19 protein-coding genes are annotated in these 21,089 nt (G+C 62.5%); 10 read left to right on the top strand and 9 right to left on the bottom strand.

All coding sequences use genetic code 11. The annotated features are described in order from the left end of the window. The first annotated feature begins 112 nt into the window (after positions 1–112). Positions 113–2,413, top strand: coding sequence for a YgiQ family radical SAM protein (locus TZ03_RS26500; RefSeq protein WP_051101294.1), 2,301 nt, complete (start codon positions 113–115; stop codon positions 2,411–2,413). Positions 2,414–2,549: 136 nt separating this feature from the next. Here TZ03_RS26500 and TZ03_RS26495 read toward each other — a convergent pair whose 3' ends face one another. After that, positions 2,550–3,137 (bottom strand): TIGR00730 family Rossman fold protein, encoded by a 588-nt coding sequence (locus tag TZ03_RS26495; RefSeq protein ID WP_051101293.1) that lies wholly within the window; start codon positions 3,135–3,137, stop codon positions 2,550–2,552. 349 nt (positions 3,138–3,486) lie between these two features. Here TZ03_RS26495 and azu point away from each other — a divergent pair, with 349 nt between their 5' ends. Next, complete coding sequence (azu, locus tag TZ03_RS26490; RefSeq protein WP_051101292.1) at positions 3,487–3,936, top strand: azurin; 450 nt, start codon at positions 3,487–3,489, stop codon at positions 3,934–3,936. A 115-nt stretch (positions 3,937–4,051) separates the two neighbouring features. On the opposite strand, the gene nadE is transcribed toward azu, so the two are convergent. Both nadE and pncB read right to left on the bottom strand, forming a co-directional pair. Further along, positions 4,052–4,879, bottom strand: coding sequence for an ammonia-dependent NAD(+) synthetase (gene nadE / locus TZ03_RS26485; RefSeq protein WP_051101291.1), 828 nt, complete (start codon positions 4,877–4,879; stop codon positions 4,052–4,054). Positions 4,880–4,882: 3 nt separating this feature from the next. Further along, positions 4,883–6,088, bottom strand: coding sequence for a nicotinate phosphoribosyltransferase (gene pncB, locus TZ03_RS26480; protein ID WP_051101290.1), 1,206 nt, complete (start codon positions 6,086–6,088; stop codon positions 4,883–4,885). Positions 6,089–6,613: 525 nt separating this feature from the next. On the opposite strand from pncB, the gene TZ03_RS26475 reads away from it, so the two are divergent. The 6 genes from TZ03_RS26475 to TZ03_RS26450 all read left to right on the top strand — a co-directional run bounded on the left by TZ03_RS26475 (position 6,614) and on the right by TZ03_RS26450 (position 13,171). Next, a complete protein-coding gene (locus TZ03_RS26475; protein WP_051101289.1) occupies positions 6,614–7,750 on the top strand; it encodes a branched-chain amino acid ABC transporter substrate-binding protein in 1,137 nt (378 codons plus the stop codon). A 155-nt stretch (positions 7,751–7,905) separates the two neighbouring features. Then, a complete protein-coding gene (locus TZ03_RS26470; protein ID WP_051101288.1) occupies positions 7,906–8,820 on the top strand; it encodes an ABC transporter permease subunit in 915 nt (304 codons plus the stop codon). A gap of 2 nt (positions 8,821–8,822) precedes the next feature. Beyond that, the gene (gene livM / locus TZ03_RS26465; RefSeq protein ID WP_051101287.1) at positions 8,823–10,127 is read left to right on the top strand and encodes a high-affinity branched-chain amino acid ABC transporter permease LivM; all 1,305 of its coding nucleotides are present in this window, start codon (positions 8,823–8,825) and stop codon (positions 10,125–10,127) included. Continuing rightward, the gene (locus tag TZ03_RS26460) at positions 10,124–10,999 is read left to right on the top strand and encodes an ATP-binding cassette domain-containing protein (protein WP_051101286.1); all 876 of its coding nucleotides are present in this window, start codon (positions 10,124–10,126) and stop codon (positions 10,997–10,999) included. Before livM ends, TZ03_RS26460 begins: the two co-directional genes overlap by 4 nt. Then, positions 10,996–11,712: an ABC transporter ATP-binding protein gene (locus TZ03_RS26455; protein WP_051101285.1), complete on the top strand. Its 717-nt coding sequence runs from the start codon at positions 10,996–10,998 to the stop codon at positions 11,710–11,712. The genes TZ03_RS26460 and TZ03_RS26455 overlap by 4 nt, the downstream gene beginning before the upstream one ends. Positions 11,713–12,403: 691 nt before the next feature. Continuing rightward, a complete protein-coding gene (locus TZ03_RS26450) occupies positions 12,404–13,171 on the top strand; it encodes an SDR family oxidoreductase (RefSeq protein ID WP_051101284.1) in 768 nt (255 codons plus the stop codon). A 101-nt stretch (positions 13,172–13,272) separates the two neighbouring features. Here TZ03_RS26450 and TZ03_RS26445 read toward each other — a convergent pair whose 3' ends face one another. The 3 genes from TZ03_RS26445 to TZ03_RS26435 form a co-directional block, all read right to left on the bottom strand. Then, the gene (locus tag TZ03_RS26445; protein WP_051101283.1) at positions 13,273–14,370 is read right to left on the bottom strand and encodes an AGE family epimerase/isomerase; all 1,098 of its coding nucleotides are present in this window, start codon (positions 14,368–14,370) and stop codon (positions 13,273–13,275) included. 159 nt (positions 14,371–14,529) lie between these two features. Next, positions 14,530–15,162, bottom strand: a complete 633-nt coding sequence (locus TZ03_RS26440; RefSeq protein WP_051101282.1) for a TetR family transcriptional regulator — start codon at positions 15,160–15,162, stop codon at positions 14,530–14,532. A 122-nt stretch (positions 15,163–15,284) separates the two neighbouring features. Then, positions 15,285–15,692, bottom strand: coding sequence for a hypothetical protein (locus TZ03_RS26435; protein WP_051101281.1), 408 nt, complete (start codon positions 15,690–15,692; stop codon positions 15,285–15,287). A 341-nt stretch (positions 15,693–16,033) separates the two neighbouring features. Here TZ03_RS26435 and TZ03_RS26430 point away from each other — a divergent pair, with 341 nt between their 5' ends. After that, positions 16,034–18,100, top strand: a complete 2,067-nt coding sequence (locus tag TZ03_RS26430) for an AsmA family protein (protein WP_051101280.1) — start codon at positions 16,034–16,036, stop codon at positions 18,098–18,100. Positions 18,101–18,218: 118 nt separating this feature from the next. Here TZ03_RS26430 and TZ03_RS26425 read toward each other — a convergent pair whose 3' ends face one another. Next, a complete protein-coding gene (locus TZ03_RS26425) occupies positions 18,219–18,749 on the bottom strand; it encodes a ferritin-like domain-containing protein (protein ID WP_051101295.1) in 531 nt (176 codons plus the stop codon). A 48-nt stretch (positions 18,750–18,797) separates the two neighbouring features. After that, positions 18,798–19,139: an osmotically-inducible lipoprotein OsmE gene (osmE, locus tag TZ03_RS26420; protein WP_051101279.1), complete on the bottom strand. Its 342-nt coding sequence runs from the start codon at positions 19,137–19,139 to the stop codon at positions 18,798–18,800. A gap of 123 nt (positions 19,140–19,262) precedes the next feature. Here osmE and TZ03_RS26415 point away from each other — a divergent pair, with 123 nt between their 5' ends. Beyond that, positions 19,263–20,153, top strand: coding sequence for an esterase/lipase family protein (locus TZ03_RS26415; protein WP_051101278.1), 891 nt, complete (start codon positions 19,263–19,265; stop codon positions 20,151–20,153). Here TZ03_RS26415 and TZ03_RS26410 read toward each other — a convergent pair. Next, positions 20,150–21,022, bottom strand: a complete 873-nt coding sequence (locus TZ03_RS26410) for a DMT family transporter (RefSeq protein ID WP_051101277.1) — start codon at positions 21,020–21,022, stop codon at positions 20,150–20,152. The two genes, TZ03_RS26415 and TZ03_RS26410, sit on opposite strands and share 4 nt — an antisense overlap. Positions 21,023–21,089 lie beyond the last annotated feature (67 nt).

Genomic DNA, 21,089 nt, shown 5'->3' with positions numbered 1-21,089 from the left:
CCCCCAACCGTCGCCCCACCCACCAATCCCCACGAACACAGTCGGATTTGGTCAAAATTTGTGCTATATTCCGCGCCCGCGATTTCCCTGCACACCAGAACCGGTCACTGACATGCAAGCAGCCAAACCACTCTACGACTATCCCAAGTACTGGGCCGAATGCTTCGGGCCAGCACCTTTCCTGCCGATGAGCAGGGAGGAGATGGATCTGCTCGGCTGGGATTCCTGCGACATCATCATCGTGACCGGTGACGCCTACGTCGATCACCCGTCGTTCGGCATGGCCATCATCGGCCGACTGCTGGAGGCCCAGGGCTTCCGCGTGGGCATCATCGCCCAGCCGAACTGGCAGTCGAAAGACGACTTCATGAAGCTCGGCGAACCGAACCTGTTCTTCGGCGTGGCCGCCGGCAACATGGACTCGATGATCAACCGCTACACCGCGGACAAGAAGATCCGTTCCGACGATGCCTACACCCCCGGTGGCCTGGCCGGCAGCCGCCCGGACCGCGCCAGCCTGGTGTACAGCCAGCGCTGCAAGGAAGCCTACAAGCACGTGCCGATCGTGCTCGGTGGCATCGAGGCCTCGCTGCGCCGCATCGCCCACTACGACTACTGGCAGGACAAGGTGCGCCATTCGATCCTGATCGACGCCAGCGCCGACATCCTGCTGTTCGGCAACGCCGAGCGCGCGGTGGTCGAGGTGGCCCAGCGCCTGTCCAACGGCGAGAAGATCGAGACCATCACCGATGTGCGCGGCACCGCCTTCGTGCGCCGTGACACCCCCGAGGGCTGGTACGAGATCGACTCCACCCGCATCGACCGCCCGGGCCGGGTCGACAAGATCATCAACCCGTACGTGAACACCCAGGACACCCAGGCCTGCGCCATCGAGCAGGCCAAGGGCGAGGTGGAAGACCCGAACGAAGCCAAGGTGGTGCAGATTCTCGACAGCCCGCGGGTGACCCGCGACAAGTCGGTGATCCGCCTGCCATCGTTCGAAAAGGTGCGTAACGACCCGGTGCTGTACGCCCACGCCAACCGCGTGCTGCACCTGGAGACCAACCCGGGCAACGCCCGCGCCCTGGTGCAGAAGCACGGCGAAGTGGATGTGTGGTTCAACCCGCCACCCATCCCCATGAGCACCGAAGAAATGGACTACGTGTTCGGCATGCCGTACGCCCGTGTGCCGCACCCGGCCTATGGCAAGGCGCGCATCCCAGCCTACGAGATGATCCGCTTCTCGGTGAACATCATGCGTGGCTGCTTCGGTGGCTGCACCTTCTGCTCGATCACCGAGCACGAAGGCCGCATCATCCAGAACCGCTCGCACGAGTCGATCCTGCAAGAGATCGAGGACATGCGCGACAAGGTGCCGGGCTTCACCGGCGTGGTCTCCGACCTTGGTGGCCCGACCGCCAACATGTACCGCATCGCCTGCAAGAGCCACGACATCGAGAAGCACTGCCGGAAGCCGTCGTGCGTGTTCCCGGGCATCTGCGAAAACCTCAACACCGACCACAGCTCGCTGATCGAGCTGTACCGCAAGGCCCGTGCCTTGCCGGGTGTGAAGAAGATCCTGATCGCTTCGGGCCTGCGCTATGACCTGGCGGTGGAATCGCCGGAGTACGTCAAGGAGCTGGTCACCCACCACGTCGGCGGTTACCTGAAGATTGCCCCGGAGCACACCGAGCGTGGCCCGCTGGACAAGATGATGAAGCCGGGCATCGGCACCTATGACCGCTTCAAGCGCATGTTCGAGAAGTTTTCGAAAGAGGCGGGCAAGGAGCAGTACCTGATCCCGTACTTCATCGCCGCGCACCCGGGCACCACCGACGAAGACATGATGAACCTGGCCCTGTGGCTGAAGGGCAACGGCTTCCGCGCCGACCAGGTGCAGGCGTTCTACCCGTCGCCGATGGCCTCGGCCACGGCCATGTACCACTCGGGCAAGAACCCGCTGCGCAAGGTGACCTACAAGAGCGAAGGGGTGGAGATCGTCAAGAGCGACGAGCAGCGGCGCCTGCACAAGGCGTTCTTGCGCTACCACGACCCGAAGGGCTGGCCGATGCTGCGTGAAGCACTGCAGCGCATGGGCCGTGCCGACCTGATCGGGCCGGGCAAGCACCAGCTGATTCCGGCGCACCAGCCGCAGACCGATACTTACCAGAGTGCGCGCCGCAAGAACTCGACCCCGGCGGGTAGCCACAAAGTGGGCAAGGAGCAGAAGATCCTTACTCAGCACACCGGTCTGCCACCACGTGGTAGCGATGGCAGCAAGCCTTGGGACAAGCGCGAGAAGGCCAAGGCCGAGGCGTTTGCCCGCAACCAGCAGGCGGCCAAGGAGCGCAAGGAAGCGGCCAAGGGTGGCAAGGGCAACAAGAAGCCGCGTCAGCCAGTTATCCCGCGCTAACTGGGTGATTTTTGGGGCTGCTTTGCAGCCCATCGCGACACAAGGCCGCTCCCACATTGATAGGCGTACGCAGTGCCTTTGTGGGAGCGGCCTTGTGTCGCGAAAGGACCGCAACGCGGTCCCAAAAATCTCAGGATCAGTCGGGTTTCTTGTCGACCCACTTCGGCACCACTGGCGCGACAAAGCTGTCCATCCCGTCCAGTAGCTCATCCGGCTGCTGTCCCAGCAGCAACATCGCCCGATGTTGCGGTCGCACGAAGCCTTCTTCGACGATATGGTCGAGGAACCCGCCGAGTTTTTCATAGAAACCATTCACATCGAGCAGGCCCAGCGGCTTGGCGTGGTAGCCCAGTTGCCCCCAGGTCCATACCTCGAACAACTCTTCCAGCGTGCCCAGCCCACCCGGTAGGGCGATGAAGGCATCGCTCAGCTCGGCCATGCGGGCCTTGCGTGCGTGCATGCCGTCCACCACTTCCAGGCGGCTCAGGCCCTTGTGGCCGATTTCGGCATTCATCAGGCTTTCTGGGATGATCCCGATCACTTCGCCGCCCGCCGCCATGGCTGCGTCGGCGACGGTGCCCATCAGGCCGACCGCGCCACCGCCATAGACCAGGGTCAGGCCGCGGCGGGCGATAGCCTGGCCAAGCGCGACGGCCGCTTCACGGTAGGCAGGGTTGGCGCCGATGCTGGCGCCGCAGAACACACAAATGGAACGTACGGGCATTGCTCATCTCCTGTCACTCAGCGTGACAGGGTACGGCGCATGCCCGTCGCTTCCAAGCCCGGGTTCATTCCGGGCGGGAGAATTCGCAGATGGCACCCGTGGCACCGTGGGCATAGGCGGCGAGCAGGCTGTTCAAGAGGCTGGAGATGGGCATTTGGTATTGCTCCTAAATGAGAGGTTGTCCCATCGTCTAATAAAAGGGCATGATGTGCCCTTGAATTGGTTGTATACAATCGATTAAACAATTCTACTGGCTGGCCACTTGACACCCCCTTGACTCACATCAGCAAGGGGCTGAACGGTTTCAGGCAGTCTCGCAATTGATAAAACCCTGCCAAGGAGATTCATGATGTTTGCGAAAGCTGTAGCGGTATCCCTGCTGACCCTCGCCAGCGCGTCTGTCTTCGCAGCCGAGTGCTCGGTGACTGTCGACTCCACCGACCAGATGTCGTACACCACGAAAGAATTCACCGTCGACAAGAGCTGCAAGGAATTCACCGTCAAATTGACCCACTCCGGCAACCTGCCGAAGAACGTCATGGGCCACAACCTGGTGATCAGCAAGACTGCCGACATGCAGGGCATTGCCACAGAAGGCATGACTCAAGGCATTGAAAAGGGTTATCTGAAAGAAGATAACGCCAACATCATCGCCCACACCGCGATGATCGGCGCGCCAGAGAAAGAAACCGAAGTGAAGTTCGACACTTCCAAGCTGGAAGCCGGTGGTGACTACAGCTTCTTCTGCACCTTCCCAGGCCACATCTCGATGATGAAAGGCAAGGTCATCGTCAAGTAATGATGGTTGTGTAGGCCATTCGGGCCTATTCGCGGGCACGCCCGCTCCCACAGGATAATCACTGTTCTCAAGGGCAGTGAAAATCCTGTGGGAGCGGGCGTGCCCGCGAAGCTTTTTATGGGGCGAACGGCAGTTCGCGCTTGTGCTGGGTCTTGCGGTAGGTGGCGACGATGATGTCGAACGCTGCCTGGTCAACCGGCTGCCCATGCAGGAAGGCATCGATCTGCTGGTAAGTCACGCCATGCGACGCTTCGTCCGGCTTGCCTGGCTCCAGGTCTTCCAGGTCGGCAGTAGGCACTTTCTCCACCAGTGACTCCGGCGCACCAAAGCTGCGCGCAATTGCCCGTACCTGGTTTTTCACCAGCCCACTGAGCGGCGCCAGGTCGCAAGCACCATCACCGAACTTGGTAAAGAAGCCCATCACCGCCTCGGCGGCGTGGTCAGTACCAATCACCAGCCCCGCGCGGGCGCCGGCGATGGTGTACTGGGCGACCATGCGGGTACGTGCCTTAACGTTGCCGACGACGAAGTCCACCAGGGTCGGCGAGCCGTTCTTCAACTCCACCACTTCCGCCGCCAATGCCCGCACCGCCGGTGCGATATCCACGGTGTGCACTTCATCGGCCTTGATCACGTCCAGGCACGCCTGGGCGTCATGCTCGTCATGCTGTACCTGGTAGGGCAGCCGCACCGCGATGAAGGTGTAGGCCTGGTCCCCGGTTTCGGCGCGCAGCTCGTTGATGGCGCGCTGGGCGAGCAGGGCGGCGGTCAGCGAGTCGACGCCGCCGCTGATGCCCAGCACCAGGGTCTTGAGCCGGGCGTTGGCCAGGCAATCCTTGATGAATGCCACGCGCCGGGCGACTTCCACATCGAGCGCGGCGGCGTCGGCGAACGGCGGCTGTACCTTCAGCGCCTGGGCAATCTCTTGCTGAACCGCTTGCATGGGTTACTCCTTGCTGGGGACTTTGAATACGTGGCGCAGGTAAGCGACGAAGTTCTCGTCGCGGCACTGGGTCTTGGCGGCTTCGTCGGAGATCTTCGCCACCGGCGCGCCGTTGCAGTCGGTCATTTTAAGCACGATGCTCATCGGGGCCACGCCCGGGATGTCGCAGGTCAGGTTGGTGCCGATGCCAAAGCTGACGTTGATGCGACCGCGCAGGGCGCGGAAGATTTCCAGCGAGCGGGTCAGGTTGAGGCCGTCGGAGAACACCAGGGTCTTGGTCATCGGGTCGATACCCAGTTTCTGGTAGTGGGCAATGGCTTTTTCCGCCCAGGCCACCGGCTCTCCCGAATCGTGGCGCAGGCCGTCGAACAGCTTGGCGAAGTACAAGTCGAAATCGCCGAGGAAGGCATCCATGGTGATGCAGTCGGTCAGGGCGATGCCGAGCAGGCCGCGGTATTCGCGCACCCAGCAGTCGAGTGCGGCGATCTGGCTGTCGATCAGCCGCGGGCCGAGTTGCTGGTGGGCCATGATCCACTCATGGGCCATGGTGCCCAGCGGCTTGATATCCAGTTTCCATGCCAGATCGACGTTGCTGGTGCCGACGAAGCGCGCCGGGAAGTCGTCGCGCAGCACGCGTACCACTTCTTCCTGCACGCGGCTGGAAAAGCGCCGGCGGGTGCCGAAGTCGGCCACTTGCAGTTCCGCCAGTTCGTCGTCGCTGGCATGCGCGCGCAGCCAGTCGAACTTGCGGTACAGCTGGTCGCGGGCTTCGGCCAGGCGCATGCGTGGGTGCAGCTGGCGGTTGCGCACTTCACTGATGATCGCCAGCAGCGGCACTTCGAACAGGATCACGTGCAGCCACGGGCCTTTCAGGCGCAGGAACAGCTGGTCGTTTTCGATGCCCAGGTGCACATAGCGCAGGTTGAAGCGGAACAGCCGCAGAAAGCGCAGGAAGTCGGGCTTGAGGAAGCTGATGCGTTCGAGGAAGGCCAACTGGCCATCATCCAGGGTGAGGTCGCTGAGCAGTTCGAGCTGGCTGCGGATCTCGCCGAGGTAGGGGCGCAGGTCCTCGCCATTGCGGCAGCGGAATTCCCATTCGACGTCGGCGTCCGGGTAGTTGTGCAACACACCCTGCATCATGGTGAGTTTGTAGAAGTCGGTGTCGAGCAGGTTGTGCACGATGCGCTCGGCGAATGCGCTCTCGCTCATCAAAGTGGCTCCGGAAGCGGCGAATGGCGGACATTGTGCCAGCCTTTTGGGGCTTGTTGTGGCTGTTGCGGCCTCTTCGCGGGCTTGCCCGCTCCCACAGGAACCTCGCTGAGCACAAGAGCGGTGCAATACCTGTGGGAGCGGGTTCACCCGCGAAGGGGCCAGAACAGCCAAAACAGAGGTGTTTTTCCGTGCACCAGCTAGCCTTGAAACGGTGCGGCCTGTAGCAGTCGCGCACCAGCGGTGTGCAGTTCGGTGACGTCTGCTGTTACAGGGCGGTTGCACGTAAACACTTGCCGGGGTTGCAATGATGGCGCTCGACGGTTGCTCCTTGTCTGTACGTGTGGTGGCGCCTGCCGCGTGGCAGACGGTTGCACGCTCAATAAAGAAAAGGCCGTCGGTCGCCTGCAGGCGACCTGCACCGTGTGTTTTCCCGGAAGACAAAACCGATGGCACGGCCCTTGCTCTGAGCACAGGGCTGAGAAGTTGTAGTGCCAACCAAAAAAACTCAAGGAGCACCACCTCATGTCGCAGACGTTTTACAAGAAAGGTTTCCTGGCTCTGGCCGTAGCTACGGCACTGGGTGTTTCTTCGTATGTTCAGGCCGACGTCAAGATCGGTGTCGCGGGCCCCATGACCGGGGCTAACGCAGCGTTTGGCGAGCAGTACATGAAAGGTGCGCAGGCAGCGGCCGACAAGATCAACGCCGCCGGTGGCGTGAACGGCGAGAAAATCGTCCTGGTCAGGGGCGATGACGCCTGCGAGCCGAAGCAGGCCGTTTCCGTGGCCAACCGCCTGGTCGACCAGGACAAGGTGATCGGTGTGGTTGGCCACTTCTGTTCCTCCAACACCATCCCGGCCTCCGAGGTATATGACGAAGCTGGCGTGATCGCCGTTACCCCGGGCTCGACCAACCCGCAGGTGACCGAGCGCGGGCTGAGTGCCATGTTCCGCATGTGTGGGCGTGACGACCAGCAGGGCATCGTTGCCGGCGACTACATCATCGACGTGCTCAAGGCCAAGAAAGTCGCGGTGCTGCACGACAAGGACACCTACGGCCAGGGCCTGGCCGACGCGACCAAGGCGCAGCTGGAAAAACGCGGCGTCAAGCCGGTGCTGTACGAAGGCCTGACCCGTGGCGAGAAGGACTTCAGTGCCGTGGTCACCAAGATCCGCTCTACCGGTGCCGACGTGGTCTACTTCGGCGGCCTGCACCCGGAAGCTGGCCCGCTGGTACGCCAGTTGCGCGAGCAGGGCCTGAAGGATGTCAAGTTCATGTCCGATGACGGCATCGTCACTGACGAGCTGGTGGCCACAGCCGGTGGCGCGCAGTACGTCGATGGCGTGTACATGACCTTCGGCGCCGACCCGCGCCTGCTGCCCGACAGCAAGGCGGTGGTGGAGGAGTTCCGCAAGGCCGGTACCGAACCTGAGGGCTACACCCTGTACGCCTACGCCTCGATGCAAGTCCTGGCCGCTGCCTTCAATGGCGCCAAGTCGAACAAGGGCGAGGATGCTGCCAAGTGGCTCAAGGCCAACTCGGTCCAGACCGTCATGGGCGAGAAGAAATTCGACAGCAAGGGCGACCTGACCGTGTCGGACTACGTGGTCTACCAGTGGGACAAGGACGGCAAATACCACCAGCTGGAAAAACAAAAATAACAACGGCCGACGGCCCGGGTGCCCAAGCCCCGGGCCAAAGCCCCGCGGTACCTGTCTTTATCCGTAGATCTGCACAGTTCTGCGCTGCGAGGGCCGCTGCATAGGCGGCCCACCGTGGTCGGCGCTCGTGCAATCTCAATAGGTGAGATTGCGTTATGGATGGTATTTTCCTGCAGCAACTGGTCAATGGCCTGACCCTCGGGTCGGTCTATGGCCTGATCGCCATCGGCTACACAATGGTCTATGGCATCATCGGCATGATCAACTTCGCGCACGGCGAGGTGTATATGATTTCCGCCTACCTGGCGGCGATCAGCCTGGCATTGCTGGCTTACTTCGGCATCGAATCGTTCCCCCTGCTGATGCTGGGCACGCTGTTGTTCACCATCGTCGTCACCGCCGTATATGGCTTCACCATCGAGCGTATCGCCTACAAACCCCTGCGCAACTCCACGCGCCTGGCACCGCTGATCAGTGCCATCGGCATTTCGCTTATCCTGCAGAACTATGCGCAGATCAGCCAGGGCGCTCGCCAGCAAGGCGTGCCGACCCTGCTTGAAGGTGCCATGCGTGTCGAGGTCGGTACCGGCTTCGTGCAACTGACCTACACCAAGATCTTCATCCTGATCGCAGCCTTCGTCGGCATGGGCCTGCTCACCTACGTGATCAAGTACACCAAGCTCGGCCGCATGTGCCGTGCCACCCAGCAAGACCGCAAGATGGCCTCGATCCTGGGCATCAACACCGACCGGGTGATCTCCTACGTGTTCGTCATCGGTGCGGTGATGGCCGCCCTGGCTGGCGTACTGATCACCATGAACTACGGCACTTTCGACTTCTACGCCGGCTTCATCATCGGCATCAAGGCGTTCACCGCCGCGGTGCTCGGTGGTATCGGCTCGTTGCCTGGCGCCATGCTTGGCGGGATCATCCTGGGTATTTCCGAGTCGCTGTTCTCTGGCCTGATCAACTCCGACTACAAGGATGTGTTCAGCTTCTCGCTGCTGGTGATGATCCTTATCTTCCGCCCACAAGGCCTGCTGGGTCGCCCGCTCGTGGCTAAGGTGTGAACATGTCCATTGCCAAAATTGCCTCTGCCTCTGCAACAAGCAAAGGCTTCGATATCAAGAGCAGCCTGATCGAGACCATCATCGCCGGCCTGCTGGCACTCATTGTCTTCGGCCCGGTCGTAGGTGTGGTCCTCGATGGCTACAGCTTCAATGCCGAACCGCGCCGAGTGGCCTGGCTGGTCGGCGCCGTGATGGTCGGGCGTTTCCTGCTGAGCCTGTACGTACAGACTGCAGGTGGGCGGCGCATGCTCGAAAGCTTCGACAGCGGTGGCTCCGGCGTGCATGTACGTGCGCCAGGCTATGTGTCGCGCTTGCGCTATATCATCCCGGCGCTGGTGGTGATCGCCATCGTCTTCCCGATCTTCGCCAACAAGTACCTGCTGACCGTGGTCATCCTCGGGCTGATCTACGTGCTGCTGGGCCTTGGCCTGAACATCGTGGTCGGCCTGGCCGGCTTGCTCGACCTGGGTTACGTGGCGTTCTATGCCATCGGGGCCTACGGCCTGGCGCTTGGCTACCAGTATCTCGGCCTGGGCTTCTGGAGCGTGCTGCCACTGGCGGCCATCGCCGCGGCGCTGGCGGGGTGCATCCTCGGCTTCCCGGTGCTACGGATGCATGGTGACTACCTGGCGATCGTGACCCTGGGCTTCGGCGAGATCATCCGCCTGGTGCTGAACAACTGGCTGTCGTTCACCGGTGGCCCCAACGGCATGCCGGCACCGTCGCCAACCTTCTTCGGCCTGGAATTCGGCCGCCGGGCCAAGGACGGTGGGGTGCCGATCCACGAGTTCTTCGGCTTCGATTACAACGCCAACCTCAAGTTCGTGTTCATCTACGCGGTCTTGTTCCTAGTGGTGCTGGCCGTGCTGTACATCAAGCACCGCCTGACCCGCATGCCGGTCGGCCGCGCCTGGGAAGCACTGCGCGAAGACGAGATCGCCTGCCGCTCGATGGGCCTGAACCACGTGCTGGTCAAGCTCTCTGCGTTCACCCTGGGTGCCTCCACCGCCGGCCTGGCCGGGGTGTTCTTCGCCACCTATCAAGGCTTCGTCAACCCATCGTCGTTCACCTTCTTCGAGTCGGCACTGATCCTCGCCATCGTGGTGTTGGGTGGCATGGGCTCGACCGTGGGGGTGGTGATCGCGGCCTTCGTGTTGACCGTGGCGCCCGAGCTGCTGCGCAGCTTCTCCGAATACCGGGTGCTGCTGTTCGGTGTGCTCATGGTGCTAATGATGATCTGGCGACCGCGTGGGCTGATTCGCATCAGCCGTACCGGTGTGACCCCGCGTAAAGGAGTGGCGCCATGAGCGACGATATCATTCTGTCGGTCGACAACCTGATGATGCAGTTCGGTGGCATCAAGGCGCTCAGCGATGTCAGCCTGAAGGTCAGGCGAAACCAGATCTTCGCCCTGATCGGCCCCAACGGCGCCGGCAAGACCACGGTGTTCAACTGCCTGACCGGTTTCTACAAGGCCACTGGCGGGCGTATCGAACTGAACGTGCGTGGCAGCCATACCAATGTCATCCAGCTGCTCGGCGAGCGCTTCCAAGTGGCGGATTTCGTTTCGCCGGCGCGCTTTGCCAACCGCCTGTACTACAAGATGTTCGGCGGTACCCACCTGGTCAACCGCGCCGGCCTTGCGCGTACCTTCCAGAACATTCGCCTGTTCAAGGAAATGTCGGTGGTCGAGAACCTGCTGGTGGCCCAGCACATGTGGGTCAACCGCAACCTGCTGGCCGGGGTGCTCAACACCAAGGGCTATCGCCAGGCCGAGAGCGATGCGCTGGACCACGCGTTCTACTGGCTGGAAGTGGTCGACCTGGTCGACTGCGCCAACCGCCTGGCCGGCGAGTTGTCGTACGGCCAGCAGCGCCGCCTGGAAATTGCCCGGGCCATGTGCACGCGGCCGAAGATCATCTGCCTGGACGAGCCGGCGGCTGGCCTCAACCCGCAGGAAACCGAGGCCCTCAGCCGCATGATTCGCGTACTGCGTGATGAGCACGACATCACCGTGGTGCTGATCGAACACGACATGGGCATGGTCATGAGCATTTCCGACCATATCGTGGTGCTCGACCACGGCAAACTGATCGCCGAAGGCGCGCCGCAGGACATCCGTAACAACCCCACGGTGATCGCCGCCTACCTGGGTGCCGACGAAGAGGAACTGGTATGAGTGCACCCATTCTCGAGCTGAAGGACCTGGACGTGTTCTATGGGCCGATCCAGGCGCTGAAAAAGGTCTCGATGCACATCGACGAAGGCGAGACGGTAAGCCTGATTGGCGCCAACGGTGCCGGCAAGTCGACCCTGCTGATGTCGATTTTCGGGCAGCCGCGGGCGGCCTCGGGGCAGATCGTATACCGGGGTACCGACATCACCCGCAAGTCGTCGCACTACATCGCTTCCAACGGCATCGCCCAGTCGCCGGAAGGGCGCCGGGTGTTTCCTGACATGACCGTCGAGGAGAACCTGATGATGGGCACCATCCCCATCGGCGACAAGCATGCCGACGAAGACATGCAGCGCATGTACGAACTGTTCCCGCGCTTGAAGGAGCGGCGTAACCAGCGGGCCATGACCATGTCCGGTGGCGAGCAGCAGATGCTGGCCATTGCCCGGGCGCTGATGAGCCGGCCGAAGCTGCTGTTGCTGGATGAACCGTCGCTGGGGCTGGCGCCGATCGTGGTCAAGCAGATCTTCTCGACCTTGCGTGAGCTGGCCAAGACCGGCATGACCATCTTCCTGGTGGAGCAGAACGCCAACCATGCGCTGAAGCTGTCGGACCGGGCGTATGTGATGGTCAACGGGCAGATTCGCATGACCGGCACCGGGCAGGAGCTGTTGGTCAACGAGGAAGTGCGCAACGCCTACCTTGGCGGGCATTGAGTTGAATTCGGGGCCGCTTTGCGGCCCATCGCAGGCGAGCCAGCTCCCACAGGTACTGCGTTGCCCTCAGAGGTTACGGGATCCCTGTGGGAGCTGGCTTGCCTGCGATGGGCTGCAAAGCAGCCCATTCCAAATGTGGACAACTTGTCTTGCACCTGCCTCCATGTACATCACCATCCCTTCCCAAGCCCTTGTTTCCACAGGCCAGATCTTTTCCACGGATAATGTGGAACCGCCTGTGGAAAACATGGTGGCATCTCACTCAAGCCCTTTAATACCAAGCCTTGCAGAGGTATGATCATTTTTTGATCACATCCCCCTTGTGGATGATTTTCCCAAGCTTTTCAATGCCCTGCATGCCTTCAGCGTACTGCGCGAATCCTGTGGATAACTCTGTTGAAAAACCTTGGACAGACCGCTACAGGCGGCATGCTTGAAAGCCTTGCGCCATCACCGAAAAGATATCCACCGACCACGGATCACTGAAAGGGTTCCGCACAGTGGACAAGTTGCCCCCAATCCATGGGGAAAGTCTTGTGGATAACATGCGCATAGCTGGCGCCGAGCCCTCTGCCACAAGGGTTTGCCGTATATGAACAAAAAATGAACAGCGGCCTGAGCAGCTTGCTGCCAGCGCCCGGCGCGGGCATGCTGCAAAGCTGCCATGACACCCTACCGTGAGGAACACAGCATGACGTCCACCGTATTCATCACTGGCGCAACTTCCGGTTTTGGCGAGGCCACTGCCCGCCGCTTCGCCGAAGCCGGTTGGAAGCTGGTGCTAACCGGTCGACGCAAGGAGCGCCTGGACGCCCTGTGCGCCGAGCTGTCGGCCAAGACCGAAGTGCATGGCCTGGTGCTCGACGTGCGTGACCGCAAGGCCATGGAACAGGCCATCGCCAACTTGCCGGCCGGCTTCGACAAGCTGTGCGGCCTGGTCAACAACGCTGGCCTGGCATTGGGCGTGGATGCGGCGCAGAACTGCAGCCTGGACGACTGGGAAACCATGGTCGACACCAACATCAAGGGCCTGATGTACACCACCCGCCTGCTGCTGCCCCGCCTGATCGCCCATGGCCGTGGCGCGTCGATCCTCAACGTAGGTTCCGTGGCGGGCAACTACCCGTACCCGGGCAGCAACGTGTATGGCGGTACCAAGGCCTTCGTCGGCCAGTTCTCGCTGAGCCTGCGTTGTGACCTGCGTGGTACTGGCGTGCGCGTCAGCAATATCGAGCCGGGCATGTGCGAGAGCGAGTTCTCGCTGGTGCGCTTCGGCGGTGACCAGGCCAAGTACGACGCCACTTACGCTGGCGCCGAGCCGATCCAGCCGCAGGAAATCGCCGAAACCATCTTCTGGATCCTCAACCAGCCGGCACACATCAACATCAACAGCCTTGAGCTGATGCCGGTGAGCCAGGATTGGGCAGGGTTCTCGATCGACCGTTCGGCCAAGGGTTAAGTCTTGGGGGCCTCTTCGCGGGTAAACCCGCTCCTACAGGGTGCTGCGCAGGTTTCAGATGCGCCGCGATCCCTGTAGGAGCGGGTTTACCCGCGAATGCGTCAGCTCAGTCGCTGCAACCCTTCCAGGCAAGTCGCCAGATGGTAGGGTGTAGTCGAAGGCATATCATGCCGGCTGACATTGCCTTCCCGATCCCGGCACTCATACCAGCCCGCCTCCCGCAGGAACCGCGCTTCCAGCACCTGCAATTGCCCAGGCAGTTTTGCTTCACCCCCGGCACGCAACACCAACGCCCGCAGGTACTCCGCCTGCGCCCAGATCCGCTGCGTAGCGTCGAGCACCTGGCCATCCACATCCAGCATCGCCAGCACCGCCCCGTCCTTCACCCCGCACTGCTCGGCAAAGCCGAAAGCCCGGTCGATGGACGCATGCAGCGGCGTGTCACGCAGTAGCGGCGAGGTATGCAGCAGGTAGAACCACTCGAACTGGTGCCCCGGCTCGAACCAGTTATCCACAGCGCCGCGTGGCTTTTCCAGCATCAGGCCGTGGGTTGGATCGATGAAGTGTGCCTCGAGCGCGTCGCACAACTGCAGCAGCGACTGCCGGGTATGTTCGTCGTCACGTACCGCCAGCACCTGCAGGAACGCCTCGGCCAGGTGCATCTGCGGGTTTTGCAGCGGGCCGCTACTCAGGTCGGCCCAGTCTTCGCCAAGGCTGGCTTCGTACAGGCCATCGTCGCGGGCGAACTGCTGGTCGATGATGCCCAGTGCGGCGTTCAGGCTGGACTCCACCAGGCTTTCGCGCACTTTGCCCCAGTAGTGCGCGCAGGCGAAGACGATGAAGGCATGGGTATACAGGTCCTTGCGCCGGTCCAGCGGCTTGCCCTGGGCGTCGATGCTGTAGTACCAGCCGCCGTGTTCGGCATCGTGGAAGTGCTTTTGCAGCGAACGGAACAACGCTGCCGCTCGCTCGGCCGCGCCGGGTTGCTCGATACGGCTGCTGAACAGGTACAGCTGGCGTGCGCAGGCCATGGCCCGGTAGCGCTGCACCGGCAATGGCTGGTGCTGGGCGTCCAGCGCCTCGTAGGGCAGGGCCATGTCGGCGTTCCAGCCCGGGCCTTGCCACAATGGCACGATGCGTTCGGCGAAGTGCTGGTTGAAGCGGGCCAGTTCGGGCAGGGTGGGGCGGGGGTCGGACATTTCGGCGCTCGTCGCTGTCGGGCAGGGCGCCATGGTAGCAGAACTGGGGTTTTCGGTAGCTTGTGCTGGCCTCTTCGCGGGCAAGCCCGCTCCTACACCGGACCACAAAACCCCTGTAGGAGCGGGCTTGCCCGCGAAGAGGCCGGTACAGGCTACCGATCAGCCCGGGTTGCCGAGCCCTTGCCAATGCCGCGCCCCGACAAAGATGAAGCGCAACTGCTGGGTGATCTTTTCCTGCGGCGTCAGCGCCTGTGGATAACCCGGCTCCGGGCTGTCGATAAGCTCGGGCAGGGTAGCGAACACGGTCTTCACCACCAGGTCGGCCATCACCGCCAGCGCGGCGCTGTCCAGATGCTGCCAGCGTTTCATGCGCGCAAGGTCGGTGGCCAGGTCGTCACTGATGTCCTGGCGCAGGCGGGCAATGGCCTGGCGTACAGCCTGCGAACCGCCGTACTGCTCGCGGGCCAGGAACAGGAACTGGGCACGGTGGGCGGCCACCACGTCGAGGAAGATACGCACCGAGGCGTCGGTGATGCCGCCAAGTTCGAATTCGTTGTGACGCACCAGGCGGATGGTCTGGCGGAAGGTGGTGTCGACCTCGGCCACCAGGGCCAGGCCCAAGGCGTCCATATCGGAAAAATGCCGGTAGAAACCGGTGGGCACGATGCCTGCGGTCTTCGCCACTTCGCGCAGGCTGATACTGCCGAAACCACGGCCACTCTCCATGAGCAGGCAGGCGGCATCAAGCAGGGCCTGGCGGGTCTGTAGCTTCTGTTCGGCGCGCGGCAGCATGGTGCGGGCTTCTGTGACGGTAAGGCTGGGCACTCTAGTTAAAAAAACAAAGCCCGGTCAATGGACCGGGCCTGGAGGGGAGCAAGCGTTGTGACAGAGGTTGTTCTTTTCGGCCATGGCGATCAGCTCACACGGCTGATTTCAACCAGGCGATCAGAGCCACCTTCGGCGACGCGGCCAGCGCGTTCGATCAGGCGATCGGAACCACCTTCGGCGACACGGCCAGCGCGTTCGATCAGGCGATCGGAGCCACCTTCGGCGACACGGCCAGTGCGTTCGATCAGGCGATCGGAGCCACCTTCGGCGACACGGCCAGTGCGTTCGATCAGGCGATCGGAACCACCTTCGGCGACACGGCTAGTACGTTCGATCAGGCGATCGGAACCACCTTCAGCAACGGCTTTCAGCGGCTGGGCGATTTCGGCAGCGCTGGAGCGCGTTTCGGCGGTCAGGTGTTGCTCGGCACCTGGCAGGGCAAAAGCGTTGGCAGCCAGGATGGACAGGGTCAGGGTCAGCAGGTGGCGTTTCATGATTTCGGTGCTCCTCTCGGGGGCTGGAAAGTGGGTACGGAGCCAATGCTACGCCGGGTAACGCCAGAGAGAAGTTCATATGGGTAATGGTAACAATTGACCGTATTGATAGAGATTCAAAACGCCTCTAGAAAGCACATTACAAGTCGAATAATGGCAATTTGATTGTGCTGTTTGCAGGTAACACGCACAGTCTGATACGTCGAATTGCTGAGCAAAAGGCCAGGAAAAACTTCGCTATCATGGCGCCATCGATAAAACCCCACGGGTTTTCGTCAGTCCGACATATTGAGTGCCACCGCTGCGCCTGTTTTGTGTCATACCGCAAGGAGAATCACGCAATGACGCGTCCCGTCAGAATCCTCGTCTGGACCCTCACCAGCCTGCTGACCCTGTTGGCGATCCTGGTGGTGGTGATCGCCACCTTCGACTGGAACCGCGTCAAGCCGCTGCTCAATGAGAAAGTCTCCGAGGCCCTGCAGCGGCCCTTCGCCATCAATGGCAACCTCGCCGTGCACTGGCGCACCGAGCCGGAAGAGGGCGGCTGGCGGGCCTGGGTGCCATGGCCGCACTTCATTGCCGAGGACCTGACCCTGGGCAACCCCGAGTGGCTCAAGGAGCCAAGAATGGTCGGCCTGGAGCGTGTCGAGTTTCGCCTGGCACCGCTGCCGCTGCTGTTCCAGCAGATCAGCATCCCGCGCATCGACCTGACCAAGCCCACCGCCAGCCTTACGCGCCTGGCCGATGGCCGGGCCAACTGGACCTTCGATTTCGGCCCCAAGGATGAAAACGCAGAACCCTCCAAGTGGCAGTTGGATATCGGCGCCATCGGTTTCGACCAAGGCAATGTCAGCTTCGACGACCAAACCCTGAAAACCAGCATGAAGGTGCAGATCGACCCCCTGGGCAAACCGATCCCGTTCAGCGACATCGTCGGCAAGGCCAATGCCGAAAAGGCCGGCGCTGCGCAGGACTACGCCTTCGGGCTCAAGGCCCAGGGCCGCTACAAAGGCCAGCCGGTGTCCGGCACCGGCAAGATTGGCGGCCTGCTGGCCCTGCAGGACGCCAGCCAGCCGTTCCCGCTGCAGGCCGACGTGCGCATCGCCGACACGCATGTGGTGCTGGCCGGTACCCTGACCGACCCGCTTAGCCTAGGCGCCCTCGATCTGCGCCTGCGTTTGTCGGGCGCTAGCCTCGGCAACCTGTACCCGCTGACCGGGGTGACCTTGCCGGACACCCCGGCCTACTCCACCGACGGCCACCTCACTGCCAATCTGCATGCTCCGCAAGGCGCGACCTTCGACTACCAGGGCTTCAACGGCAAGATCGGTGACAGTGATATTCACGGCGACCTGGCCTTCGTTGCCAGCCAACCACGGCCCAAGCTGTCCGGTAACCTGGTGTCCAACCAGTTGCTGTTCAAGGACCTGGCGCCGCTGATCGGCGCCGACTCCAATGCCGAGCAGAAGGCCCGTGGCGGTGCCAGCAAGCAGCCGACGGGCAAAGTGCTGCCGGTCGAAGAATTCCGCACCGAGCGCTGGCGCGCCATGGATGCCGACGTGACCTTTGCCGGCAAGCGCATCGTGCATAGCGCGCAACTGCCCTTCAACGACCTGTCGGCCCATGTGATCCTGGACGACGGCCTGCTGCGCCTGGACCCGCTGCGCTTCGGCGTGGCCGGCGGCAACCTGGCCTCCAACATTCGCCTGGACGGGCGCAGCGTGCCGCTGCAGGGGCGGGCCCGGCTGACGGCGCGAGGCTTCAAGCTCAAGCAACTGTTCCCCACCTTCGCACCGATGCAGACCAGCTTTGGCGAGTTGAACGGCGATGCCGACATCAGCGGCCGCGGCAACTCGGTGGCTGCCCTGCTGGGCACCGCCAATGGTGACTTGCGCATGCTGATCAATGACGGCGCTATCAGCCGCGGCCTGATGGAGATTGCCGGGTTGAACGTGGGCAACTACGTGGTCGGCAAGCTGTTTGGCGATGAGGACGTGAAGATCAACTGCGCGGCGGCCGATGTGGGCATCAAGAATGGTCTGGCGACTACGCGCCTGTTCATCTTCGATACCGAGAACGCGATTATCTACATCAACGGCACGGCCAATTTTGCCAGCGAGCAACTGGACCTGAAAATTACCCCGGAATCGAAAGGCCTGCGGTTGTTCTCGTTGCGTTCGCCGCTGTATGTGCGTGGGCCTTTCGCCAAGCCGAGCGCCGGTGTGCAGGCGGTGCCGCTGGCGTTGCGTGGCGCGGGGATGCTGGCGCTGGGCGTGGTGGCCGGGCCGGCGGCGGGGTTGCTGGCGTTGATTGCGCCCAGCAGCGGGGATGATCCCAACCAATGCACACCGCTGTTGCAGCAGATGAAGGCGGGCAAGGCGCCGGCGGCGGTGAAAGGGCGGAAATAGCAGAGGGCTGCTTTGCAGCCCATCGCGACACAAGGCCGCTCCCACAGGTATCGCGCAAACCTTGAGGTCTGTGGGAGCGGCCTTGCGTCGCGATAGGGGCGCAAAGCGCCCCCAGCAATTACAAGCCTTGCAACAAATCGGACATATCGTCCGCGTGCTCTTCCTCCTGCGCCAGGATGTCTTCGAAGATGCGCCGGGTGGTCGGGTCCTTGTCGCCAATGTACTGAATGATCTCACGGTAGCTGTCGATGGCGATCCGCTCGGCCACCAGGTCCTCCAGCACCATCTCTTTCAACGAATTGCCCGCCACGTACTGGGCATGGGAGTTCTTGGTCAGGTTATCCGGGTTGAAATCCGGCTCCCCGCCCAGTTGCACGATCCGCTCGGCCAATTTGTCGGCGTGTTCGGCCTCCTGGTTGGCATGCTCGAGGAATTCATCGGCCGCCACGCTGGCCTTGATGCCGCTGGCCATGAAGTAGTGCCGCTTGTAGCGCAGCACGCAGACCAGCTCGGTGGCCAGCGACTCGTTGAGCAGACGCAGGATTTCCTTGCGGTCGGCGTGGTAACCCTCGGTCACCGCGCCTTGCTCGACATGCTGGCGGGCACGTTCGCGCAGGGTTTGCACATCGGTCAGTTCAGTCGCATTCATGTTCGTCTCCGGAAGCATCAGGGTGGTCATGGGAATGTTCTGGAAGGCTTACGCGCCATCGACGGCGTCGCTGTCTTCTTCGCGTTGTTTGCAGGTCTTGAAGCCCTTGGCATCGACATGGCCAGTGGCATCGAAGCGCACGTAGTAGGGCTGCTGATGGCCGTCGCGGTTGAGGATGTAGTCGTTACAGGTACCGCCATGAGGCAGGTCCATCACGCTAGACGGGCTACCGCCGATCGCGATGACCTTCTGCATGGTCATGCCGTGTTCCACCTGCTTGACCAGCGGCTCCTCGCGGTAGGTGACGTAATCCACCGGGTTTTCCGGGCGGCTGCCGCAGGCGGCCAGGGTGGCGCTTGCCAGAAGGATTGCCAGGGTCTGCTTGTACATGTTCCCGCTCCTTGCAAAGGGTCTGTCTGGTTTGGAACCACAGCGCGCGCCGGGAGTTCGATTGCGATGGTCATCCTGGCCGCTGTAGTGTTGGCTGGTCGTCCATGGAAAGGGGCTGGGACAATGCAGCAGGAATTGGCCACGCGATACCCGCTGGTGCTGGTGCCGGGCATGCTCGGCTTTGTGCGGGTACTGCTTTATCCCTACTGGTTCGGTATCGTCCCGGCCTTGCGCAAGGGCGGGGCGCAGGTGTTTCCAGTGCAGGTTTCGCCGCTGCACTCCAGCGAGGTGCGCGGCGAGCAGTTGCTGCTGATCATCGAAGACATCTGCCAGCGCACGGGCGCGGAAAAGGTCAACCTCATCGGCCATAGCCAGGGCGCCTTGAGCGCGCGCTACGCTGCGGCCAGGCGGCCCGGGCGGGTGGCTTCGGTCACCTCGGTGGCAGGCCCCAACCATGGCTCGGAGCTGGCCGACCACCTGGAGCGCACGGCGCCCGGTGATTCACCCCAGGGGCGTATCCTCAAGGCTGTACTGCATGGCTTTGCCGTGCTGCTGGTGTGGCTGGAAACCGGCTGGCGCCGCGACCCGCTACCCATAGATGTGCACGCCTCGCACCAGTCGCTGACCAGCGCCGGGGTGGCGCTGTTCAACCAGGCTTATCCACAAGGGTTGCCGCAGACCTGGGGCGGGGAAGGGGACTATGAAGTCAACGGCGTGCGCTACTACTCATGGTCCGGCACCTTGCAGCCCGGCCTGACCGACCAAGGGCGCAACCGTTTCGACGGCAGCAGCCGCTTCTGCCGCCTGTTCGCGCGCAGTTTCGTCAAGGAAAAGGGCCACTGCGACGGCATGGTCGGGCGCTTCAGCTCGCACCTGGGGCAGGTAATCGGCGACGATTACCCGCTCGATCACCTGGATATCGTCAACCAGTCGCTTGGCGCGGTGGGCAAAGGTGCCGAGCCGGTGCGGCTGTTCACCGAACATGTCGCCCGGCTCAAGGCCGCGGGGCTTTAACGGCGGATCGGCGTAGTCCAGCGCTCGGCCAGTACCACGCCGGCCAGGGTCAGCAGGCCACCGACCAGGTGGTAGCTGGCCAGTTGCTCGTTGAGCACCACGGCGGCGATCAATGCGGTGACCAGTGGCAGCAGGTTGAAGAACAGTGTGGTACGGCTGGGCCCCAGGCGGTGCACGGCCTGCATCCACACCAGTGGCGCGATCATCGAGGCCAGCACGCAGGCATACAGCACCAGGCCGATGTTGCGACTGTTCAGGCCGGTCTTGTCCGACAGCAGGAACAGCGGCAGCAGCACCACGATCGCCACCAGCACTTGCAGGTACAGCAACTGCATGGGCGGCAGGCGCAGTTGCCATTTCTTCAGCAGGAAGCTGTACAGCGCGTAGGCCAGGGTGGCCACCAGCATCAGCAGGTCGCCGCCGTTCAGGCCCTGTTCCAGCAGGCTGGCGGGGTGGCCGGCGCTGACCACTTCGAGCACGCCGAAAAACGACACCATGGCGCCCAGCAGGGCACCATAGCTGAGGCGCTGGCCCAGCCAGGCGATGGACAGCGCCAGGGACATCAGCGGCATCAGCGAGAGGATGATGCCCATGTTGGTGGCGCTGGTGATGCCGGCGGCGAAGTAGGCCAGGCTCTGGTACAGCGCCATGCCCAGCACGCCCAGCACGAACACCTTGGCCAGTTGCGGGCGGATGGCTGCACGGTTGCGCCACACGGCGGGCAGCAGGAACGGGGTGAACAGCAAGGCCGCCAGCAGCCAGCGGTAGAAGCCAATCTCGGCGGGTTGGATGGCACCGGCGGACATCTTGGTGACCACGGTGTTGCCGGCCCAGATGAGGATGGCGGTTAGGGGGAACAGGTAGTTCATGGAGCGGGATACTCGTTTTGGACTGGTTGGGGCTGCTTTGCAGCCCTTCGCGGGCTTGCCCGCTCCC

The sequence above is a fragment of the Pseudomonas sp. 10-1B genome, from assembly GCF_000935045.1.
GTDB lineage: Bacteria > Pseudomonadota > Gammaproteobacteria > Pseudomonadales > Pseudomonadaceae > Aquipseudomonas.
This window is presented reverse-complemented; position numbering and strand designations above follow the sequence as displayed.